General features: G+C 64.1%; 18 protein-coding genes. 9 read left to right on the forward strand and 9 right to left on the reverse strand.

The genetic code is table 11. The features are described 5' to 3' along the window. Positions 1-241: 241 nt before the first annotated feature. From VF631_RS07325 to VF631_RS07360, 8 genes are all read right to left on the reverse strand, one after another. Positions 242-1,087 carry a DUF4435 domain-containing protein gene (locus VF631_RS07325; protein WP_431849631.1) on the reverse strand — a complete coding sequence of 282 codons (846 nt, stop codon included), beginning with the start codon at positions 1,085-1,087 and terminating at the stop codon, positions 242-244. Positions 1,088-1,089: 2 nt separating this feature from the next. Then, positions 1,090-2,454, reverse strand: coding sequence for an AAA family ATPase (locus VF631_RS07330; RefSeq protein ID WP_431849632.1), 1,365 nt, complete (start codon positions 2,452-2,454; stop codon positions 1,090-1,092). 3 nt (positions 2,455-2,457) lie between these two features. Further along, entirely contained in the window at positions 2,458-3,510 is a 1,053-nt protein-coding gene (locus tag VF631_RS07335; protein WP_431849633.1) for a ribonucleotide-diphosphate reductase subunit beta, read from the reverse strand. A 4-nt stretch (positions 3,511-3,514) separates the two neighbouring features. Then, positions 3,515-3,928 carry an endonuclease domain-containing protein gene (locus VF631_RS07340; RefSeq protein WP_431849634.1) on the reverse strand — a complete coding sequence of 138 codons (414 nt, stop codon included), beginning with the start codon at positions 3,926-3,928 and terminating at the stop codon, positions 3,515-3,517. A gap of 65 nt (positions 3,929-3,993) precedes the next feature. Further along, complete coding sequence (locus VF631_RS07345) at positions 3,994-5,865, reverse strand: ribonucleoside-diphosphate reductase subunit alpha (protein WP_431849635.1); 1,872 nt, start codon at positions 5,863-5,865, stop codon at positions 3,994-3,996. Positions 5,866-6,197: 332 nt separating this feature from the next. Next, positions 6,198-6,611 (reverse strand): methylmalonyl-CoA epimerase, encoded by a 414-nt coding sequence (gene mce / locus VF631_RS07350; protein ID WP_431849636.1) that lies wholly within the window; start codon positions 6,609-6,611, stop codon positions 6,198-6,200. After that, entirely contained in the window at positions 6,608-6,964 is a 357-nt protein-coding gene (locus VF631_RS07355; protein WP_431849637.1) for a contact-dependent growth inhibition system immunity protein, read from the reverse strand. The genes mce and VF631_RS07355 overlap by 4 nt, the downstream gene beginning before the upstream one ends. Next, complete coding sequence (locus VF631_RS07360) at positions 6,961-8,493, reverse strand: acyl-CoA carboxylase subunit beta (protein ID WP_431849638.1); 1,533 nt, start codon at positions 8,491-8,493, stop codon at positions 6,961-6,963. Before VF631_RS07360 ends, VF631_RS07355 begins: the two co-directional genes overlap by 4 nt. Before the next feature lie 92 nt (positions 8,494-8,585). Here VF631_RS07360 and VF631_RS07365 point away from each other — a divergent pair, with 92 nt between their 5' ends. Then, a complete protein-coding gene (locus VF631_RS07365; protein WP_431849639.1) occupies positions 8,586-9,143 on the forward strand; it encodes a Uma2 family endonuclease in 558 nt (185 codons plus the stop codon). Here the strand turns inward: VF631_RS07365 and VF631_RS07370 are convergent. Next, the gene (locus VF631_RS07370) at positions 9,140-9,919 is read right to left on the reverse strand and encodes an enoyl-CoA hydratase-related protein (RefSeq protein WP_431849640.1); all 780 of its coding nucleotides are present in this window, start codon (positions 9,917-9,919) and stop codon (positions 9,140-9,142) included. The two genes, VF631_RS07365 and VF631_RS07370, sit on opposite strands and share 4 nt — an antisense overlap. A gap of 111 nt (positions 9,920-10,030) precedes the next feature. Here VF631_RS07370 and dxs point away from each other — a divergent pair, with 111 nt between their 5' ends. From dxs to proC, 8 genes are all read left to right on the forward strand, one after another. Beyond that, entirely contained in the window at positions 10,031-11,956 is a 1,926-nt protein-coding gene (gene dxs, locus VF631_RS07375) for a 1-deoxy-D-xylulose-5-phosphate synthase (protein ID WP_431849641.1), read from the forward strand. Positions 11,957-12,276: 320 nt separating this feature from the next. Then, complete coding sequence (locus tag VF631_RS07380) at positions 12,277-13,062, forward strand: TlyA family RNA methyltransferase (protein WP_431849642.1); 786 nt, start codon at positions 12,277-12,279, stop codon at positions 13,060-13,062. 24 nt (positions 13,063-13,086) lie between these two features. Beyond that, positions 13,087-14,169 (forward strand): efflux RND transporter periplasmic adaptor subunit, encoded by a 1,083-nt coding sequence (locus tag VF631_RS07385; protein WP_431849643.1) that lies wholly within the window; start codon positions 13,087-13,089, stop codon positions 14,167-14,169. Between the two features lie 193 nt (positions 14,170-14,362). Beyond that, a complete protein-coding gene (locus VF631_RS07390; RefSeq protein WP_431849644.1) occupies positions 14,363-17,497 on the forward strand; it encodes an efflux RND transporter permease subunit in 3,135 nt (1,044 codons plus the stop codon). Positions 17,498-17,505: 8 nt separating this feature from the next. Further along, positions 17,506-18,060 carry a TspO/MBR family protein gene (locus tag VF631_RS07395; RefSeq protein ID WP_431849645.1) on the forward strand — a complete coding sequence of 185 codons (555 nt, stop codon included), beginning with the start codon at positions 17,506-17,508 and terminating at the stop codon, positions 18,058-18,060. Positions 18,061-18,079: 19 nt separating this feature from the next. After that, positions 18,080-18,334: an accessory factor UbiK family protein gene (locus tag VF631_RS07400; protein WP_431849646.1), complete on the forward strand. Its 255-nt coding sequence runs from the start codon at positions 18,080-18,082 to the stop codon at positions 18,332-18,334. A gap of 117 nt (positions 18,335-18,451) precedes the next feature. Beyond that, positions 18,452-18,961, forward strand: a complete 510-nt coding sequence (locus VF631_RS07405) for a YbjN domain-containing protein (RefSeq protein ID WP_431849647.1) — start codon at positions 18,452-18,454, stop codon at positions 18,959-18,961. A 166-nt stretch (positions 18,962-19,127) separates the two neighbouring features. Further along, positions 19,128-19,937: a pyrroline-5-carboxylate reductase gene (gene proC / locus VF631_RS07410; protein WP_431849648.1), complete on the forward strand. Its 810-nt coding sequence runs from the start codon at positions 19,128-19,130 to the stop codon at positions 19,935-19,937. Positions 19,938-19,964 lie beyond the last annotated feature (27 nt).

A 19,964-nucleotide genomic window follows, 5' to 3' on the forward strand; every position in this document is an offset into this window, starting at 1 on the left:
CTGTACTCTGTCCGGCCTGAGCGTGAGGGGCAAGCATTGGAAGGGACAACTTGGTCCGAAGCGGTGGCATATGCTGTGCGCCGGCACGTGACACGGACCGGCAACCCTGTTTTCACGCGTCAGGCGCTGATCGCAAGTTGAGCTTGCGGCAATCGTTGCCGATACTGCATCGGCCGGGGATACGCCGCACCAGACGCTCAGTCGCGAGTTGCCGCAGTCGCGCGATGGGACGGTGACTTCTTCAGGAAAGTGCTCGCTCGATCTTGCGCTTGAGCCTCTCGTCGAGAGCTCCGCGGCACTGCCCAATCAGCAATAAGCTGGTTTGTGCTTCAGGCAGGGACACGCCCATTTCCGACTGTATCCAATGTCGTGTAACCGGTAATAAATACGTCTTTCCGGATATAACGCTAGCGTCCGGAAGCGACTTTGCCACGGGTCTAGTCGTCGACAGGCAATTAAGAACGGCTCGTGTGCCATGACGTCTTTTTAGGTCTCGGAATACGTTTAAGGCTTGTTCTCTAAGCTTGTTGGGAGATGGTTGAGGAGGAACCCGCCCCGGCTCTCGTAATCTCTCGATATGGAATGAGCTAGTCACATTCCCGCCACCGAGTTTCTCATTGCAGGCGTAAAGAGCGAACAGTCGGCGAAGGACAGGACTCCAAACTCCTGATAAGTATTCTTCGAAACGCTCCCCAACTTCAGTCGGGTCCTCGTCGGGCCGGAATACCGCTGCTATCCCTTCGATGCTGTCACGTCGAATGTACAGGTTTTCCTGAGAGTAGACGCCCAATCTGTGAAGATGTTTCAGAGGGGGCGGCCGGCGTTGCAATACATGATCAAAATCGCCGTCGATGATGTAAATACGAGGCGGACCCTGCCCTTGGTCATTCCGGCACGCGTCCAAAACTGCTTTGCGCCCGCCAAGGGGGGTAACGCTACGAATCTCACGACCGGGCGGAAGGTGTTTTCGAATGATCGCTACCCACACCTCAGCCCTCGATGTGTCCTCAACGAAAACAGAGATGTCATTGAGGGGTGCCTTGAGAAAGGCTAACGCGCGAGCAGCCTTTGCGGGATACCTGACCACGACTATGCCCGCGCGAACTTCGTTAAATCTTTCGCATTCTCAATGTTGTCAAGAATAATGCTGGGGGAGTGAGTTGCTAAGATGTATTGTATCGATGGATTTGCCTTCAAAAGGCTGCTAACAAGTATCTCTTGCCACTGTACATGAAGAGAGAGTTCGGGCTCGTCGATTATGAATACGCCCGCCGCTTGAGCCGCTTCGTTGAATGACAGGTGCGTGAGAAGTACAAATATTTGTGCCTCTCCCGATGAGAGTTCCTCAGGCACAAGCGCACGATCACTTATCCTGATCTCTAGGATGCCGCGATCATTAAATCCGATACTCTTGCCGCTATCGGTTAGAAATTTGTCTAAAAGATTGACATAAGACGATATAGAAGTCTCTACTCCAGCCACGCGTTTGTTGTAGTCGGCTACAAGGCGAGACAAGCCAGCGATGCGTCCTAAATTGGGCTTAAAGCTATTCCAGATGAGCAAAGCTTCTATAACCCTATGGTCTTCAGGTGTATTACTGGCAATCTTCGAAATATCGAAATCTTCCGGGATAAGCTTAACCGCATCATTAACTTTGCTAAGGGTTGGCTGAACACGGGTCGTTACGTCGTTGGCCGTAATCCCCTCGACCTTTGGAAAGCGACGTATCGAGTTGAAGGCTTCACTCAGTTGCTTGCGATCGCCTGGGCTGGGCGCGTCGAAACCACCGAAACTGGGAGAAGGTAGCGGGACGTCTATTAACTCCAAGAGCAGGTCGCGAACAAAGTCTCTGCTGAGCCTCCCGCGAGACGCTTGAGTTTCGGCAAACTCTCCTTCGGCCAGTTCTATCGCTTGATTGAGACTATTGATGAGCGCTGTACCAAATGCCAGCCTCCCTCGGGCAGAGCCACGAGTTCTCGTCCGCCTCTTTCGAGAAACTCCCCTATATCGGCGATCAATCCCCAAGAAAACGGGTGTCGGAATACTATTGAGAAACCTCAACGTACGATTGCCAGCGTTCTCCGAAGATATCTCCTGATAGTAGTGAGACTTCGTATCTTGCGCGTCAAAGAAGTCGTCTTCATCGACGGGCGTATATTGCGCGAAGCTAACAGGATCCGATACACCGGCCACAGACAGGGTGATTGAGCCACTGGACTTTAAGGCCTTAACAGTATGTGACTTGCCGTCCACACTAAACCTAACCTCAATCGTACTAAACGAAAGGTCATCCAGTAAGCTCAGGCTGGGCGTGAGTAGCGCCATTATGCCATTAAGCACTGACGTCTTTCCGGTGCCGTTTATGCCGGTTATGAAGGTTAGGCTCTCGTCGAAGGCGACGTCGACCGTTGCGAGGTGATTTAGTGCCGTCGCGCGGAATGCTTCGAGCCTCATATCCTACTCCGCCGCCACACCCGCTTGCGCAAACATATCCGCATCCGCCTCGCCCGCCGGAACATCATTCGCCGCCTTGGCCTGCTTGCGGCGGTCGAAATTGTCCCAGACCTCGTTCCAATTCCCGCGGGTCGCGGCCTTGGAATATTCGGTGGCGCGGGTTTCGAAGAAGTTGGCGTGCTCGACGCCGTTGAGCATCGGCGCGAGCCAGGGGAGGGGGTGCTCGTCGATCATGTAGATCGGCTTGAGGCCAAGCTGGCCGAGCCGCCAATCGGCGATGTAGCGGATGTACTTCTTGATCTCCTTGGGCGTCATGCCGGGGACGGGGCCCATTTCGAAGGCGAGATCGATGAACGCGTCCTCCAGCCGCACGGTGGTCTGGCAGGTGTCCATGATGTCTTCCTTGACCGCGCGGGTCAGGCAGTCGCGTTCCTTGCAGAAGGCGTGGAACAGCTTGATGATGCCCTCGCAGTGCAGGGACTCGTCGCGGACGCTCCAGCTGACGATCTGGCCCATGCCCTTCATCTTGTTGAAGCGCGGGAAGTTCATCAGCATCGCGAAGCTGGCGAACAGCTGCAGCCCTTCGGTGAAGCCGCCGAACATGGCGAGCGTCTTGGCGATGTCCTCGTCGGTATCGACGCCGAACTTCTGCAGGTAATCGTGCTTGTCCTTCATCTCGCTATATTCGAGGAACATGCCGTATTCGGATTCGGGCATGCCGATCGTATCGAGCAGGTGCGAATAAGCTGCGATGTGGACCGTCTCCATGTTGCTGAACGCGGTCAGCATCATCTTGATCTCGGTCGGCTTGAACACGCGGCCATATTTGTCGTGGTAGCAATCCTGCACCTCGACATCGGCCTGGGTGAAGAAGCGGAAGATCTGGGTGAGCAGGTTGCGCTCGTGCTGGGTGAGCTTCTGCGCCCAATCGCGGCAATCCTCGCCGAGCGGGACCTCCTCCGGCATCCAGTGGATCTGCTGCTGGCGCTTCCAGAAATCGAACGCCCAGGGGTATTCGAACGGCTTGTACTGCTTGCGGGCTTCGGTGAGGGACATGGGGTTACTCCTGACACCCCTCTCCCGGATGGGAGAGGGAGGGGCCCAAAGCGCCAGCTTTGGGAGGGTGAGGGCGAGGGAGATGGGAGGCGATCGTCTCCAGCACTCCAGATGTGTTTTCCAGGACGTCGTTGTTCCAGAAGCGGAGAACGCGAAAGCCTTGCGCCTCGAGATAGCGGGTGCGGACCGCGTCCTGCTCAACGCGATAGGCATGCTGGCCGCCGTCGACTTCGATGATGAGCTTGGCGGAGAAGCTCAGGAAGTCGGCGAAGTAAGCACCATAAGGCACTTGGCGGCGGAACTTGGCGTGCGGAAAAGCCTCGCGAAGAGCGCTCCACAGGCGCTTCTCGGCCTCAGTTGCATTGCGACGGAGTTGGCGGGCGCGAGTGAGGGTACCGGATGGGCCTTTGATGCGCATGCGATCAACCTCACCCTCCCACGCTTCCCGTGGGCCCCTCCCTCTCCCATCAAGGGAGAGGGGATTTACTGACACGCCAGGCACTCGTCATAATCCGTGCTTTGGAGTTCGATCTGCTTGAGCTCGGGCGTGTTGTCCGCCTCGACCCCGCCCGCGAAGCCGGCGCGCTGCACGGACTTGGAGCGCAGATAATACAGGCTCTTGATGCCCAGCTCCCAGGCGCGGAAGTGGAGCATCAGGAGGTCCCATTTGTCGACGTCGGCGGGGATGAACAGGTTTAGCGACTGGGCTTGGTCGATATAGGGCGTGCGATCGCCGGCCAGTTCGAGGAGCCAGCGCTGGTCGATCTCGAAGCTGGTCTTGAACGTGTCTTTTTCCTCCGGCGTGAGGAAATCGAGATGCTGGACGGAGCCGCCTTTCTCGAGGATCGAGTTCCAGACCGCGTCCGAATTCTTCGCCTTCTGGATCAGCAGCTTCTCGAGATACGGGTTCTTGATCGAGAAGGAGCCGGACAGCGTCTTGTGAGTGTAGATGTTGGCCGGAATGGGCTCGATGCAGGCCGAGGTGCCGCCCGTGATGATGCTGATGCTCGCGGTCGGAGCGATCGCCATCTTGCAGCTGAAGCGCTCCATCACGCCGCGATCGGCCGCGTCGGGGCAGGGGCCGCGCTCGACGGCGAGGTGCATCGACGCTTCCTGCGCTTGGGCGGAGATCTGGCGGAACATCTTGAGATTCCAGCTCTTCGCCATCGCCCCTTCGAAGGCGATGCCGCGCGCCTGGAGGAAGGAGTGGAAGCCCATCACGCCGAGGCCGACAGAGCGCTCGCGCATCGCGCTATATTTGGCGCGGGCCATCTCTGGAGGCGCGCGGTCGATATAATCCTGCAGGACATTGTCGAGGAAGCGCATGATATCCTCGATGAACAATTTCTCGCCGTGCCACTGGTCCCAGGTTTCGAGATTGACCGAGGACAGGCAGCAGACGGCGGTGCGGTCCATGCCGAGATGGTCCTTGCCGGTCGGCAGGGTGATCTCGGAGCACAGGTTCGAGGTCGAGACCTTGAGGCCGAGCTCGCGATGGTGGCGCGGCATGGCGCGGTTCACCGTGTCGGCGAAGACGATGTAAGGCTCGCCGGTCGCGAGGCGGGTCTCGACCAGCTTCTGGAACAGGCTGCGCGCGTCGACGCGGGCGCGCTCGGAGCCGTCCTTGGGGGAACGCAGCACCCATTCCTCACCGGCGCGGACCGCTTCCATGAAGGCATCGGTGATCAGCACGCCGTGGTGGAGGTTGAGCGCCTTGCGGTTGAAGTCCCCGCTGGGCTTCCGGATCTCGAGGAATTCCTCGATCTCCGGATGGTTGATGTCGAGATAGACGGCGGCCGAACCGCGGCGGAGCGAACCCTGGCTGATCGCCAGTGTGAGCGAATCCATCACGCGCACGAACGGGATAATGCCGCTGGTCTTGCCGTTGAGGCCGACCGGCTCGCCGATACCGCGCACCGCGCCCCAGTAAGTGCCGATGCCGCCGCCGCGCGCGGCGAGCCAGACATTCTCGTTCCAGGTGTCGACGATGCCGTTGAGGCTGTCCGATACGCTGTTCAGGTAGCAGGAGATCGGCAGGCCGCGCCCGGTGCCGCCATTGGAGAGGACGGGCGTCGCCGGCATGAACCAGAGCTTCGAGATATAATCGTAGACGCGCTGGGCGTGGGCCTGGTCGTCGGCATAGGCCGAGGCGACGCGGGCGAAGAGATCCTGGTACGATTCGCCGGGGAGCAGGTAGCGATCCTTGAGCGTCTCCTTGCCGAATTCGGTGAGCAGAGCGTCGCGCCCGCGATCGGTCTCGACCCTGAAGCGGATCGGCGCGACGCGGCTGCTGCCGCCATCCTCGCCCGCCTTGGTATCGTCGCTGGGAACGCCTTCTACGCCTGAGAAATCCACAGCCTTCTCCCCTCTGTTACCCACAACATCTAGTGAGGCAGCATCTGCCTCGCTGCTATTTGTTGTGCCCACCATGGCTAAACCGGCTGTTTCCATGTTGGCAATATGGGGTTGGCCGGCGGGCTGCGCCAGCACCTGCGGCAGGCGCTCGCGACGCGCCGGAAATGGTTCGTTTGCGCCTCTGTCAACACGGTAAAAAATCTTTTCACCATAGCTGGGCGGCATGTCGAGCGACTCGGATTGTGATTCGGTGTTCATCATATGTTCCCGTACGCCCGTCGCGGTAGGGTGGGCAAGACGGGCGGTCGGGAGTGGGCCTCAGACCGGCGCAATCAGTGCGCCGGGCTCTCCATCAGCTCGACGAGAACGCCGCCGGTGCCCTTGGGATGCAGGAACAGCACCGGCGTGCCATGCGCGCCGATCCGCGGCTCGCCGAGCACGGTCGCGCCGCGCGCGGTCATTTCAGCGGCGGCGGCGTGGATGTCCGGCACTTCGAAGCAGAGATGATGCTGTCCGCCCGCCGGGTTCTTCTCCAGGAACTTGGCGATCGGCGAGTCCGCGCCCAGCGGCTCCAGCAGTTCGATCTGGCTGTTCGGCAGATCGACGAAGCACACCCGCACCTTCTGCGCCGGCAGGTCGAACGCCTCCCCGATATCCGTCGCGCCGAGCAGGTCGCGATACATGGCGATGCTCCGCTCGATGGAGGGCGTGGCGACGCCGACATGGTTGAGGCGGCCCAAGGTCATGTGCTCCACTTTCCACTTGTCTCAGCTTTGATGGAGTCGAGCAGCCTACGCTCGACCTCCTGGGCAAATAGACGGGCTTCGGCCGCCTTCTTGAAAAGCACATTCACGCCAAGCCCCTCGTTCAGAATAGCTCGAAAACGCGTGTCGTCTTCATGACGCTCCAAGAAGCTGTTCAACTCGCGTCGAACCTGCTGACGATAGTTTAGAGGATAGTCGGCAATGGCCTGATCGACTGCCTTCTCGGGGGTGCCGCTATCGAGCGGCCAATCCTCGTGCAGGTAGCATCCGAAAAACTGGCAGAGCGCAGGATACAATTCCTTTGTTTGGGCGCGCGTGCGTTCGTTCCTGCTCACAGCGGAATGTTGTCGTGCTTCTTCCACGGATTCTCGAGCTGCTTGTCGCGCAGCTTGCGTAGCCCAAGCGCGATCCGCCGCCGCGTGGAGTGCGGCATGATCACCTCGTCGATGAAGCCCATGCTCGCCGCCACGAAGGGATTGGCGAAGCGTTGCTCATATTCCTGGGTGCGCGCGGCGATCTTCTCGGGATCGCCGATATCCTTCCGGAAGATGATCTCGACCGCGCCCTTGGCGCCCATCACCGCGATCTCGGCCGAGGGCCAGGCATAATTCAGGTCGCCGCGCAGATGCTTGGAGCTCATCACGTCATAGGCGCCGCCATAGGCCTTGCGGGTGATGAGCGTGATCTTCGGCACCGTCGCCTCAGCGAAGGCGAAGAGCAATTTGGCGCCGTTCTTGATGATGCCGTTATGCTCCTGCGCGACGCCGGGGAGGAAGCCGGGCACGTCGACGAAGGTGATGATCGGGATTTCGAACGCATCGCAAAAGCGTACAAAGCGGGCGGCCTTCTTCGAGCTGGCGATGTCGAGCACGCCGGCCAGCACCATCGGCTGGTTGGCGACGATGCCGATCGTGCGGCCTTCCACGCGCCCGAAGCCGCAGATGATGTTGGCCGCGTGGTTCGGCTGAATTTCGAAGAAATCGCCCTCATCGACGACCTTCCGGATCAACTCGTGCATGTCATACGGCTTGTTCGCCGAATCCGGGATCAAGGTATCGAGGCTGTCCTCTTGCCGGTCGAACGGGTCGGCGGTCGGGCGGGTCGGCACGTCGTGGCGGTTGGAGAGCGGCAGGAAATCGAAGAAATCGCGGGCGGCGAGCAGCGCCTCGATGTCGTTCTCGAACGCGACGTCGGCGATGCCCGACTTGGTGGTGTGAGTGACGGCGCCGCCCAGTTCCTCCTGCGTGACGATTTCGTTGGTGACGGTCCGCACCACGTCCGGGCCGGTCACGAACATGTAGGACGAATCCTTCACCATGAAGATGAAGTCCGTCATCGCCGGCGAGTAGACCGCGCCGCCTGCGCAAGGCCCCATGATCAGGCTGATCTGCGGGATGACGCCGGACGCCAGGACGTTGCGCTGGAACACCTCGGCATAGCCGGCCAATGACGCGACGCCTTCCTGAATGCGCGCTCCGCCCGAGTCATTGAGCCCGATCACAGGCGCGCCGACCTTCAGCGCCATGTCCATGATCTTGCAGATCTTCTGCGCGTGGCGCTCGGACAGCGATCCGCCGAACACGGTGAAATCCTGCGCGAAAACATAGACCAGGCGACCGTTGATCGTGCCTGAGCCGGTGACCACGCCGTCGCCGGGCACTTTCTGCTGCTCCATGCCGAACTCGGCGCAATTGTGCTCGACGAACATGTCATATTCTTCGAAGCTGCCGGGATCGAGCAGCACCTGCAGCCGCTCGCGCGCGGTCAGCCGCCCCTTCTTGTGCTGCGCATCGATCCGCGCCTGCCCGCCGCCGAGCTTGGCATGAGCCCGCCGCTTGTCGAGTTCTTCAATGGTGGTCGCCATAGCGCCGCTTGAGCCGCACCGGGCGGCAAAGGTCAAGCGGGACGGGTTTCCCGAATCCCCGATGCGCCGTATATCGGAGATGGAGGCTAGGCATGGCGACCGATCCGTTCGAGACCAAGATCACCGCCGACGAATTCCTGCTGATGGACTTCGGCGACAAGAAGGTCGAACTTGTCGACGGCGTGATCCGGGCGATGACGGGCGGCAAGCGCGCGCACTTTCGCATTCAGCGAAATCTGGTCAGGTACCTTGGGCAAGCACTCAGAAGGTCCGGCTGCGGCGTGTATGCCGAGTTTGGACTGCGTTTGAGCGACGCAACGGTGCGTTATCCCGATGTTGCAGTAGAATGTGGGCGCCCCGATGATCTCGAGCACGATGACGATCTGGTGCTACAACGGCCTGCGGTGTTGTTCGAGGTTCTCTCCCCGAGCACGAAGGATCGGGATCAGACCACTAAGCTTCAGCTGTATGCGGAGATCGAAAGCGTTGAAACGATCGTGTTTGTCGATCCGGATGCGGAGACGGTCCGAATTGTCCAGCGGCTTGGGCCGACCTCTTGGCGCAACGAATTGTTTCCTCAAGCCACGGACGTGTTTCTGCCTTCACTCGGAGTGACCATTCCCAAAGAGGAGATTTTCGCCCGCGATTAGCGCCCCTCGAAGCGCGGCTGGTGCTTCTGCACGAACGCCAACACGGCTGCCTTGAAATCCTCTGTCTCTCCCGCTTTGCGTTGCGCAACCCGCTCCGCCGCGAGCGCCTCGCTCAGGGGCAGCTGCTCGGCATCGCGGGCCAGACGGCGGATGAGGCCGAGCGCCCTGGTCGGGCCGCGGGCGAGGTTGGTGGCGAGCGCGACGGCTTCTTCGGCCAGGAATTCATCGTCGACCACACGAGAGATCATGCCCCATTCGACCGCGCGTTCGGCGGGAATGCGCTCGCCCAGCATCATCATCTCCATCGCGCGTGCTCGGCCGGCGACGCGGGGGAGCAGCCAGGTCGCGCCGGCGTCCGGGATCAAGCCGATGTTGACGAACGCCTGCAGGAAGTAAGCCGAGCGGGCGGCGATCACGATGTCGGCGGCGAGGGCCAGGCTGCAGCCCGCGCCCGCGGCAGCGCCATTGACCGCGGCGACCACCGGGATCGGCAGCGCGAAGAGTGCCTCCACGAGCGGGTTGAAATGCTTCTCGAGCGCCATGCCGGCATCCTCCGGTAGCCCGCCGCCGCTGACCAGGTCGGCGCCACTCGAAAAGCCGCGCCCCTCCCCCGTGAGCAGCAGGCAACGCGCTTCGCCCGCGCCGATCTCCTCGACCGCGGCCCGCAGCTCGTCGACGGTCTGCGCGGAGAGCGCGTTCAGCTTTTCCGGCCGTGCGATCGTGATCGTGGCGACCGAAGCCGGGCTCAGCTCCAGCCTGATATGCTCGTAACCCATCGCCTGCCTCCCGACCGCCGTTTGGGGCCGATTGCACGGCGCGTGCACGGCTTCAACATTCGACAGTCAAACGGCCGGGCGTTAAGGGAGCGGGTTGGAAGGGAAGCCCCGATGTCCGAGCGACCGAACACGCCACTCCTCGATCAGGTTCACGTGCCCCAAGACCTGCGCGCGCTCAAGCCTGAGCAATTGCGGCAGTTCGCCGACGAGCTGCGCGCAGAGACGATCTCGGCCGTTTCGGTAACCGGCGGGCATCTCGGCGCGGGGCTCGGAGTCGTCGAGCTCACCGTCGCGCTCCACTACGTGTTCAACACCCCCGAGGATCGGCTGATCTGGGACGTCGGCCACCAATGCTATCCGCACAAGATCATCACCGGCCGGCGGGACCGCATCCGGACCCTGCGCATGGGCAGCGGCCTTAGCGGCTTCACCAAGCGCAGCGAGAGCGAATACGACCCGTTCGGCGCGGCGCACAGCTCCACGTCGATCTCGGCCGCGCTGGGTTTCGCGACGGCCAACAAACTGAGTGGCTCGCCGGGCAAGGCGATCGCGGTAATCGGCGACGGCGCGATGTCGGCCGGAATGGCCTATGAGGCGATGAACAACGCCGAAGTTGCGGGCAACCGGCTGGTCGTCATCCTCAACGACAACGACATGTCGATCGCCCCTCCGGTCGGCGGGCTCTCCCACTATCTCGCGCGCCTCGTCTCCTCCGACAAATATCTGTCGGTCCGCCACCTCGCCCAGCGTTTCGCCCGCAAATTGCCCAAGCCGCTTCACGACGCGGCGCGCAAGGCGGAGGAATATGCGCGCGGCATGGCGACCGGCGGCACCTTCTTCGAGGAGCTCGGCTTCTACTATGTCGGCCCGATCGACGGGCACGACGTGGACAGCCTCGTCCAGATTCTGGAGAATGTCCGCGATGCCGACCAGGGGCCGATGCTGGTCCATGTCGTGACCAAGAAGGGCAAGGGCTACGGGCCCGCGGAAGCGGCGGCGGACAAGTATCACGGCGTCCAGAAATTCGACGTCGTCTCCGGCGTTCAGGCCAAGGCCGAGCCCGGCCCGCCGGCTTATCAGAACATATTCGGCGAGACGCTCGCCAAGCTCGCGCAAAGTGATCCCAAGATCGTTGCGATCACCGCCGCGATGCCGTCCGGCACCGGTGTCGACAAGTTCGCCAAGGCGCATCCCGAGCGGACGTTCGACGTCGGCATCGCCGAGCAGCATGCGGTGACCTTCGCCGCGGGGCTCGCCGCGCAAGGCTATCGCCCGTTCTGCGCGATCTATTCGACATTCCTGCAGCGCGCCTACGACCAGGTCGTGCACGACGTCGCGATCCAGGGCCTGCCGGTGCGCTTCGCGATGGACAGGGCGGGACTTGTCGGCGCAGACGGCGCGACTCACGCCGGCAGCTTCGATCTCGCTTATCTGTGCACCTTGCCCGGCTTCGTCGTGATGGCGCCGGCGGACGAGGTCGAGCTCGTGCACATGGTCCACACCATGGCGCTTCACGACAGCGGCCCGAGCGCGGTGCGTTATCCCCGCGGCAACGGCATCGGCCTGCCGCTCCCGGCGGTTCCCGAGCGCCTCGAGATCGGCAAGGGCCGGATGGTCCGTGAGGGCAAGACGGTCGCGATCCTGTCGCTCGGTACGCGGCTCGCGGAGGCGCTCAAGGCGGCCGACGAGCTCGAAGCGCGCGGCCTTTCCACCAGCGTCGGCGATCTTCGCTTCGCCAAGCCGCTCGACGAGGAACTGATTCGCCGCCTGCTAACGACCCATGACGTCTGCGTCACGGTCGAGGAAGCCGCCGTCGGAGGCTTCGGCGCGCATGTCCTGACCATGGCCAGCGACCAGGGCCTGATCGACGCCGGCCTGAAGCTGCGCACCATGCGCCTACCCGACCGCTTCCAGGACCAGGATAAGCCGGAGAAGCAATATGCCGAGGCCGGGCTCGACGCCGAGCATATCGTCGCCACGGTGTTGAAGGCACTGCGGCACAACAGCGCGGAGGTCGTCGAAGGGGCTTGGGCCTAGCGCCACGGCTGCCCGCCTCCGCGGGGCTTGGCTGAAACGCAAAAAGCCGCCGGAGGTCCGGCGGCTTTGCAATTCTCGTCTGCGGCCTGCGCTTAGATCAGGACGGTGGCGACGACGAGAACCTGCGCGGCAATGGCGATGATGCCTGCCGCGGCGGTTTCGATGATACGCATGGGTATTTCCCTTTAGGTTGTTGGAGCCGTTCTGCTCCTGGACAGAGGTAGCGCGCAGTTCAGAATTCTCAACTGCGCAAGTAGACTTTGCAGTTGCAGGAATTGCAACTGCTTCCGCGCCGCACGGAGCGAGGCTAACGCCAGCCAATGCCAAAATCGCGCGTCGATCAGCTGCTCGTGGAGAGGGAGCTCGCGGAGAGCAGGGCCAAGGCGCAGGCTTTGATCTTGGCCGGACTGGTTTTCTCGGGCGAGCGCCGGATCGACAAGGCCGGGCAGACGCTTGCCCCCGATGCTGCGCTGGAGGTGCGCGGGCGCGAACATCCGTGGGTGTCGCGGGGCGGAATAAAGCTGGCGCACGGCCTCGATCAGTTCGGCTGGGATCTCGACGGGGCGGTGGCGCTGGACGTGGGCTCCTCGACCGGCGGCTTCACCGACGTGCTGCTGCAGCGCGGAGCCACCCGGGTCTTCGCCGTCGATGTCGGCACCAACCAGCTCGCCTGGAAGCTGCGGCAGGATCCGCGCGTGATCGTGCACGAGAAGACCAATGCGCGTTACCTGACCGACGAGATCGTGACCGAGCCGGTCGACATCGTCGTGTGCGACGCCAGCTTCATCAGCCTCGCCAAGGTGCTGGACGCGGCGCTCGGCTTCGCAAAGCCGGGCGGGCGGCTGGTCGCGCTGGTCAAGCCGCAGTTCGAGGCGGAGCGGGCCGAGATCGGCAAGGGCGGGGTGGTGCGCGATCCGGTGGTGCACGACCGGGTCTGCGCTGCCGCCCGGGCATGGGTGGAAAGCCGCGGCTGGTCCGTCCTGCACCTGATCGAAAGCCCGATCGCGGGCCCGGAAGGCAATCGAGAGTTCCTGCTCGGCGCGGAAAATCGCATGAGCAATCAACATCATCCTCTTACACCGAACGCAGATCGCTTGACACGGTGACCATCGGGCCTAGCGGCTCGGGCAGTGCGCCGCGCTCGTAACATCATAACCTGCGCCGTCCTTCTTCTGCTCGCCGGCTGCGGCGGCGCGGGCGGGGGCGACCAGGCCAAAGGCAAGGAAGGCGGCCGCCCGCCGCCGCTGGTCAAGGCGGAGCCCGCCACCACCATGCGCTTCGTCGAACGGGTCGAAGCTGTCGGCACGGCCAACGCCAATGAGCAGGTGACGCTTTCCGCTGGTGTCACTGAGCGGATCGAGCGACTCTATTTCGACGATGGCGGCTTCGTCCGCGCCGGCCAGGTCGTCGCCGTCATGGCGCAGGGCGAGGAACAAGCGGAGCTCAGCGAAGCACAAGCGCGTGCGCGCGAGGCCGGCCAGCAGCTCGCCCGCATCGAGACGCTGCGCAAGCGCGGCTTCGCGACCAAGAGCAACCTCGACCAACAGGTCGCCGCGTCCGCCCAGGCCCGCGCCCAGGCCGCCCAGGCCCGCGCCACGATCAGCGACCGCAATCTGCGTGCACCCTTCTCCGGCTGGGTCAGCCTTCGCAACATCTCGGCCGGCGCGGTGGTCAATGCCGGAGCGGAGATCGCGACGATCAGCGACCTGAGCTCGATCAAGCTCGACTTCCCCGTGCCAGAAACACTGCTGCCGGTTTTGAAGCCGGGCCTGACGATCGAGGCGCGCTCGGCGGCCTATCCGGACCAGCCGTTCCGCGGCCAGATTGCAACGGTGGACCCGGTCATCGACCCGAACACGCGCGCGGTGACGGTGCGGGCGCGGCTGCCCAACCCGGATCTGAAGCTCAAGCCCGGCATGCTGCTCACCGTCAACATCGAGACCGCGCCGCGCCTCGGCCTTGCCGTGCCCGAACTGGCGGTCGTCGGCGAAGGCGACAGCCGCTTCGTCTACGCGGTCGGCCCGGACGGCGTCGCCAAGCGGATACAGGTCAAGACCGGCCTGCGTCAGGACGGCCGCATCGAGATCGTCGAAGGGCTCCAGCCCGGCCAGCGGATCGTCACGGAAGGCGTCGTCAAGCTCGCCGATGGGATGAAGGTGCGCGTGATGGGGCCGAATGCAGGCGGGCCCAAGGAGGCGAAAGGTGCTGACTAAGTCCCGCGCCTTAGTCCCTCCCCCCTCGTGGGGGAGGGGTTGGGGAGAGGGGCAGCGCCGCGTCTGCGGCGCAGACGACTCACCAGCGGCCTCGCCCAGCGCGTCCTCCGCGGCATCGAGCCGCTTCGGTCGCACCCCTCTCCCCAGCCCCTCTCGCACAAGGGGAGAGGGGCTCTCCGAGGGACCGGCTTGAATGCAGCTGTCCGACGTCTCGGTCCGGCGGCCGGTGTTCGCGGCGGTGCTCGCGATCCTGCTCGGCGTTGTCGGTCTGGTCGGATTCTTCAGCCTTTCCGTGCGCGAATATCCGGACGTCGATCCCCCGGTCGTGTCGGTCGAGACCACTTACACCGGCGCCGCGGCAAACGTCGTCGAGACCCGAATCACCCAGGTGCTGGAAGAGCGGCTCGCGGGCGTCGAAGGGCTGCAGACGATCACGTCGCGCAGCCAGGACGGCCAGTCCAACATCACCATCGAATTCTACGCAGGCCGCGACATCGATACCGCCGCCAATGACGTGCGCGACCGGGTCGGCGGCGCCGTCGCCGATCTGCCGGAAGAAGCGCTCGCGCCGCAGGTCCGCAAGGTCGATGCCGATGCCTCGCCGATCATCTTCCTGGTCTTCTCCAAGCCTGATTGGACCCGGCTTCAGCTCAGCGACTATATTGATCGCAACATCGTCGACCGCTTCTCCTCGCTCGACGGCGTCGCGCGCGTGTTCATCGGCGGCGAGGCGCGGCCGGCGATGCGGATCTGGTTACAGCCGGAGCGGCTCGCGGGCTTTCGCCTCACTCCGGCGGATGTCGAGACGGCGCTGCGCAGCCAGAATGTCGAGCTCCCCGCCGGCCGGCTCGAATCCGCCCAGCAGAACGTCACCCTGCGCGTCGATCGCCCGTTCGGCACCGCGCAGGAATTCGCCAGTCTGGTCGTCGGCCGCGGCGAGGGCGGCTATCTGGTCCGCCTCGGCGATGTCGCGCGAGTCGAGCAGGGGGCGGAGAACCCGTACACTGCCTTTCGCCTCAATGGCGAGCCGGCAATCGGGCTCGGCGTGGTTCGCCAATCCGGCGCCAACACGCTCGCCGTGGCCGAGAGCGCCAAGCAGATGGCCGACCGGATCCGGCCAGAACTGCCGCAGGGGATGAGCCTGGTGGTCGGCTCCGACGACAGCCTGTTCATCAGCCGCGCGATCGACAAGGTGTGGGTGACGCTTGCCGAGGCGGCCGCCCTGGTCGTCGCAGTGATCTTCCTGTTCCTGGGCTCGTGGCGCGCGACCCTGATCCCTGCCGTCACCGTGCCGCTCTGCCTGCTCGGCAGCTTCTTCGTGCTGTGGATGTTCGGCTTCTCGATTAACCTCCTCACCCTGCTGGCAATGGTGCTGGCGATCGGCATCGTCGTCGACGACGCGATCGTGGTGCTCGAAAACGTCTACCACCGCATCGAGGAAGGCGAGCCGCCGCTCGCTGGCGCTTTCGAGGGCACCCGCCAGGTCGGGTTCGCGATCATTTCCACCACGCTCGTCATCTGCGCGGTGTTCGTGCCGGTCATTTTCATCTCCGGCCAGACCGGCCTTCTCTTCCGCGAACTCGCCGTGGCGATGATCGGCGCGGTCGCTTTCTCCGGGTTCCTGGCGCTGAGCCTGACGCCGATGCTCTGCTCCAAGCTCCTCAAAAAGGAGAAGAGGCGCGGCCTGACGGCGTGGATCGACGTGCGGTTCAAGCGGGTCGAGGAGCGCTACGCTCGCCTGCTCGAGCGCGTGCTGCGCCGCCCGCTCATTCCCGCGGTTTCGGTCGCGCTGTTCCTCGCCACCGCGGGCTTCCTCTTCACGACGCTTCAGTCCGAATTGGTGCCCGCCGAGGATATCGGCATCCTCCAGGCCAACGTCACAGCGCCCGAGGGCACCGGCTTTGCGGAGATGGACCGCTACATGCTGGACGCGCAAGGGCGGCTCCTCCAGCTGACCGAAGGAGGCGCGGTCCGCGCGGTGATCCAGCGCACGCCTGGCGGCTTCGGCCCGAGCGAGGATTTCAACTCCGGCACCTTCATCGTCTTCCTGAAGCCGTGGGAGGAGCGCGAGCAGACCACCCAGGAGGTGGTCCAGGAGATCAACAAGATGCTCGGGCAGCTGCCCGCCGTGCGCGGCAACGCCCAGGTGCGCTCGTCGATCGGCGGGCGCGGCCGCGGCCAGCCGGTCCAGTTCGTGATCGCCGGCGGCAGCTACGAGGCGCTTGCCCGCGCTCGCGACCGTATCCTCGCCGCCGCCGCGGCCAATCCCGGTATCGTTAACCTCGACAGCGACTATAAGGAAACCAAGCCGCAGATCCGGATCGAGGTCGACACTAACCGCGCCGGCGATCTCGGCGTTTCGGTCGCGGAGGTCAGCGGGGCGCTGCAGTCGCTGCTCGGCTCCCGCCGCGTCTCCACCTTTGTCGATCGCGGCGAGGAATATCGCGTCGTCGTCCAGGCCGAGGCGACCGAGCGCGCGACCGAAGCCAATCTCTCGCAGATCAACGTGCGCAGCCGCACCGGCGCGCTGATCCCGCTCTCCAGCCTTGTCCAGTTGCGCGAGACCGCCGGCGCGCGCGATCTCGGCCGCTACAATAAGCTGCGCGCGATCACGCTGCAGGGCGGCCTCGCGCCGGGCTACACGCTCGGCGAGGCGCTGACCTTCCTTGAAGCGGAGGCCGCAAAGGCGCCCGAAGTGACGGCCGTCGGCTATCGCGGCGAGAGCCAGGCGTTCCGCGAGGCGGGTAGCTCGATCCTGATCGTGTTCGCGCTCACCATTCTGGTCGTCTACCTGCTGCTCGCCGCGCAATTTGAAAGCTTCGTCCATCCGGCCGTGATCATCACCACCGTGCCGCTGGCGGTCGGCGGCGGCGTGATCGGGCTGGCGCTGATGGGCCAGACGCTCAACCTCTACAGCCAGGTCGGGATCGTCATGCTGGTCGGCCTCGCCGCCAAGAACGGCATCCTGATCGTCGAGTTCGCCAACCAGCTGCGCGATGCCGGGCGAAGCGTAGGCGAGGCGATCGTCGAAGCCTCTCGCCGCCGTCTCCGCCCAATCCTGATGACTTCGATCGCGACAGCCGCAGGCGCCGTGCCGTTGATGATCGCGAGCGGGGCAGGGGCGGCGGCGCGGCAGGCGATCGGCGTGGTCGTGGTCTGGGGCGTGTCGCTGTCGACAGTGATCACGCTTGTGCTGATCCCGATTCTCTATGCGCGCCTCGCCCGCTATACGAGCTCGCCCGAAGCAGTGGCCCGCAAGCTCGAACAGGAGCTCGCGGCAGTGCAGAGCGGGCCGCGCCCGGGGCCAAGTCCGCTGCCGGCCGAGTAGGAGAAAGCATGTCCGGGATCGCGTCCAAGTCGCAGTTGCGCATGTCCTACCTGCGCTACGCCCTGTTCACCGTGCCCCTGATCCTGCTGCTCGGCACCGTGTCGGGCCGCATGGCGAATTCCGGATATGACAATGCCTGGTTCGCCGCGCTGGTGAAGCCTGCGCTGATGCCGCCGGCCTGGATGTTCGGCGTCGCATGGACGATCCTCTACATCCTGCTCGGGCTTGCCATCGCGATCATTCTCAACGCGCGCGGCGCGAGGGGCAGGGGCCTGGCGGTCGGGCTGTTCGTGGCGCAGATGCTGCTGAACTTCAGCTGGTCGCCGGTTTTCTTCGGCATGCACAAGGTGAACACCGCGCTCCTCATCCTGGTCGCGATGCTGCTGACTGCGGCCGCCACCGCCTTCCGGTTCTGGCGCATCCGCAAGAACGCCGCCTTGCTGATGCTGCCCTATCTGGCCTGGCTGACCTTCGCGACCGTCCTCAACTACCAGATCGGCCAGTTGAACCCGGATGCCGAAAACCTTGTCCCGAGCGGCGGGGGAACCGATATCATCCTCTGACCCATAGAGGATGAGCTTCATGCAGTCCGAGAACCGGATTTTCGACGACATAGCGAAGGTGCTGAACGGCGCCGCTGGCACTTTCGCCGGCATGACGCGCGAGGCGCAGGCCGCCGCCCGCGAACGCGCCCGCGAGTGGGTCGGCGGTCTCGACATGATCGGCCGCGACGAGTTTGAGGCGGTCAAGGCGATCGCGGTCGCGGCACGCGAGGAGAATCAGCTGCTCAAGGCTCGCCTCGACGCGCTCGAGGCCAAGGCGGTACCGCCCGCTTGACCACAACAAGCTGTGGGTAAACTCAGCTATCCACATATTTGTAGCACCTATGCTATTGCGCCGCCTGATGGTGCAGTGCACCTTTTGGACGAGCCAAGTCGTTGCAGGACCTTCGTGATGAATACCGACGAGTATGAGCTTGAGCGCGAGACGAGCGCCCCGATCGACATGCTCGAATATTATTTCAGCGCGCACGGCTGGACCTATGAGCGGTCGGGCGACGAGGAGATCGTCGCCAACTTCCAGGGCAGCTGGGCCCAGCACGAATTGCGCGCGATCTGGCGGGACGATGACAACGTGCTCCAGTTCCTGGCGCTTCCGGACATCCGCGTCGCCAGCGACAAGCGCGCCGCGACTTACGAGACGATCGGCCTCATCAACGAGCAGCTCTGGCTCGGCCATTTCGAATTGTGGGCGAGCTCCGGCTTGGTCCTGTTCCGCCACGCCGCTCTGCTCGAAGGCGATGAAGGCGGCACGCTGACCCTCCAGCAGGCCGAGACCCTCGTCGAAGCCGCGATCGAGGAATGCGAGCGCTTCTACCCGGTCTTCCAGTTCGTCCTGTGGGCCGACAAGACCCCCCAGGAAGCAATCGCCGCCGCGCTGATCGAGACGCAGGGCGAGGCTTAGATCGGCTGAAAGTGGCACTTTCAGCCGGCTGCGCGGAGCGCGAATTGCCTGCTTACTCCCCTACACCTCGACCCGGGCTCGACCCGGGCCAGGGCTTTCTTTTGGCGCGAAAGTCAGTGGCTGCCTTTGCGGCGGAAGGCCGCGGCGACCAGGAAGGGCCGCTCCCTTGAACATCCTCGGTCCCCTCTGGCTGATCGGCTGCGGCAACATGGCCGGCGCGATGCTGGAAGGCTGGCTCGCGGCCGGCGCCGATCCGGCCCGCTTCACCGTCATCCGCCCGAGCGGCCGTGATGCCGCGCCCGGCGTCCGCGTCCTGACCGCGCCGCCGCCCGACGAGACGCCGGCTATTGTCCTGCTCGGGGTCAAGCCGCAAAAGCTCGACGAAGTCGCGCCCGTCTTGGAGCCGGCGCTGGGCGGGGACACGATCCTCGTCTCCATCCTCGCCGGCGTCGAACTCGCCTCCCTGCGCGCCCGCTTTCCCGGCCAGCGCCGCGTCGTGCGCGCGATGCCGAACACACCGGTGCGGCTTCGCAAGGGCGTGACGCAGCTCCTCACCGACCCGGCCGGGGCGGACGCTAAGCCGAACGTCGACCCGCTCATGCGCTCGCTCGGCCTCGTCGAATGGCACGAGGACGAGGCGCTGTTCGCGATGGCCGGCCACCTCTCCGGCGCCGGCCCCGCTTTCCTGTTCCGCTATATCGACGCGCTCGCCGCCGCGGGCGCTGGGCTCGGCCTGCCGTCGGACCAATCCGCCCGCATCGCGACTGCGATGGTCGAAGGCGCCGCCGCGCTCGCCGCCAAACCGGGCGAGACCCCCGCCGGGCTCGCCGAGCGCGTCGCCAGCCCCGGCGGCACCACCCGCGCTGGCCTCGACGTGCTCGACCAGGATGGCGCGCTCAACGGCCTCGTCCTGCGCACGCTCGACGCGTCGCGCCGCCGCGGTCTCGAAATGGCGCAGGCGGCCCGGTCACGTTGACCGACCGGGCGGTCGGACCTAAGCCCA

The organism is Allosphingosinicella sp., from assembly GCF_036387615.1.
Taxonomy (GTDB): Bacteria; Pseudomonadota; Alphaproteobacteria; order Sphingomonadales; family Sphingomonadaceae; genus Allosphingosinicella.

Coding starts and splice junctions, on each gene's coding strand:
- VF631_RS07365 (WP_431849639.1), top strand. CDS start 8,586: ATGGCGACCGATCCGTTCGAGACCAAGATCACCGCCGACGAATTCCTG.
- VF631_RS07380 (WP_431849642.1), top strand. CDS start 12,277: ATGCCAAAATCGCGCGTCGATCAGCTGCTCGTGGAGAGGGAGCTCGCG.
- VF631_RS07330 (WP_431849632.1), bottom strand. CDS start 2,454: ATGAGGCTCGAAGCATTCCGCGCGACGGCACTAAATCACCTCGCAACG.
- VF631_RS07335 (WP_431849633.1), bottom strand. CDS start 3,510: ATGTCCCTCACCGAAGCCCGCAAGCAGTACAAGCCGTTCGAATACCCC.
- VF631_RS07390 (WP_431849644.1), top strand. CDS start 14,363: ATGCAGCTGTCCGACGTCTCGGTCCGGCGGCCGGTGTTCGCGGCGGTG.
- VF631_RS07360 (WP_431849638.1), bottom strand. CDS start 8,493: ATGGCGACCACCATTGAAGAACTCGACAAGCGGCGGGCTCATGCCAAG.
- VF631_RS07340 (WP_431849634.1), bottom strand. CDS start 3,928: ATGCGCATCAAAGGCCCATCCGGTACCCTCACTCGCGCCCGCCAACTC.
- mce (WP_431849636.1), bottom strand. CDS start 6,611: ATGACCTTGGGCCGCCTCAACCATGTCGGCGTCGCCACGCCCTCCATC.
- VF631_RS07400 (WP_431849646.1), top strand. CDS start 18,080: ATGCAGTCCGAGAACCGGATTTTCGACGACATAGCGAAGGTGCTGAAC.
- VF631_RS07395 (WP_431849645.1), top strand. CDS start 17,506: ATGTCCGGGATCGCGTCCAAGTCGCAGTTGCGCATGTCCTACCTGCGC.
- VF631_RS07370 (WP_431849640.1), bottom strand. CDS start 9,919: ATGGGTTACGAGCATATCAGGCTGGAGCTGAGCCCGGCTTCGGTCGCC.
- VF631_RS07405 (WP_431849647.1), top strand. CDS start 18,452: ATGAATACCGACGAGTATGAGCTTGAGCGCGAGACGAGCGCCCCGATC.
- dxs (WP_431849641.1), top strand. CDS start 10,031: ATGTCCGAGCGACCGAACACGCCACTCCTCGATCAGGTTCACGTGCCC.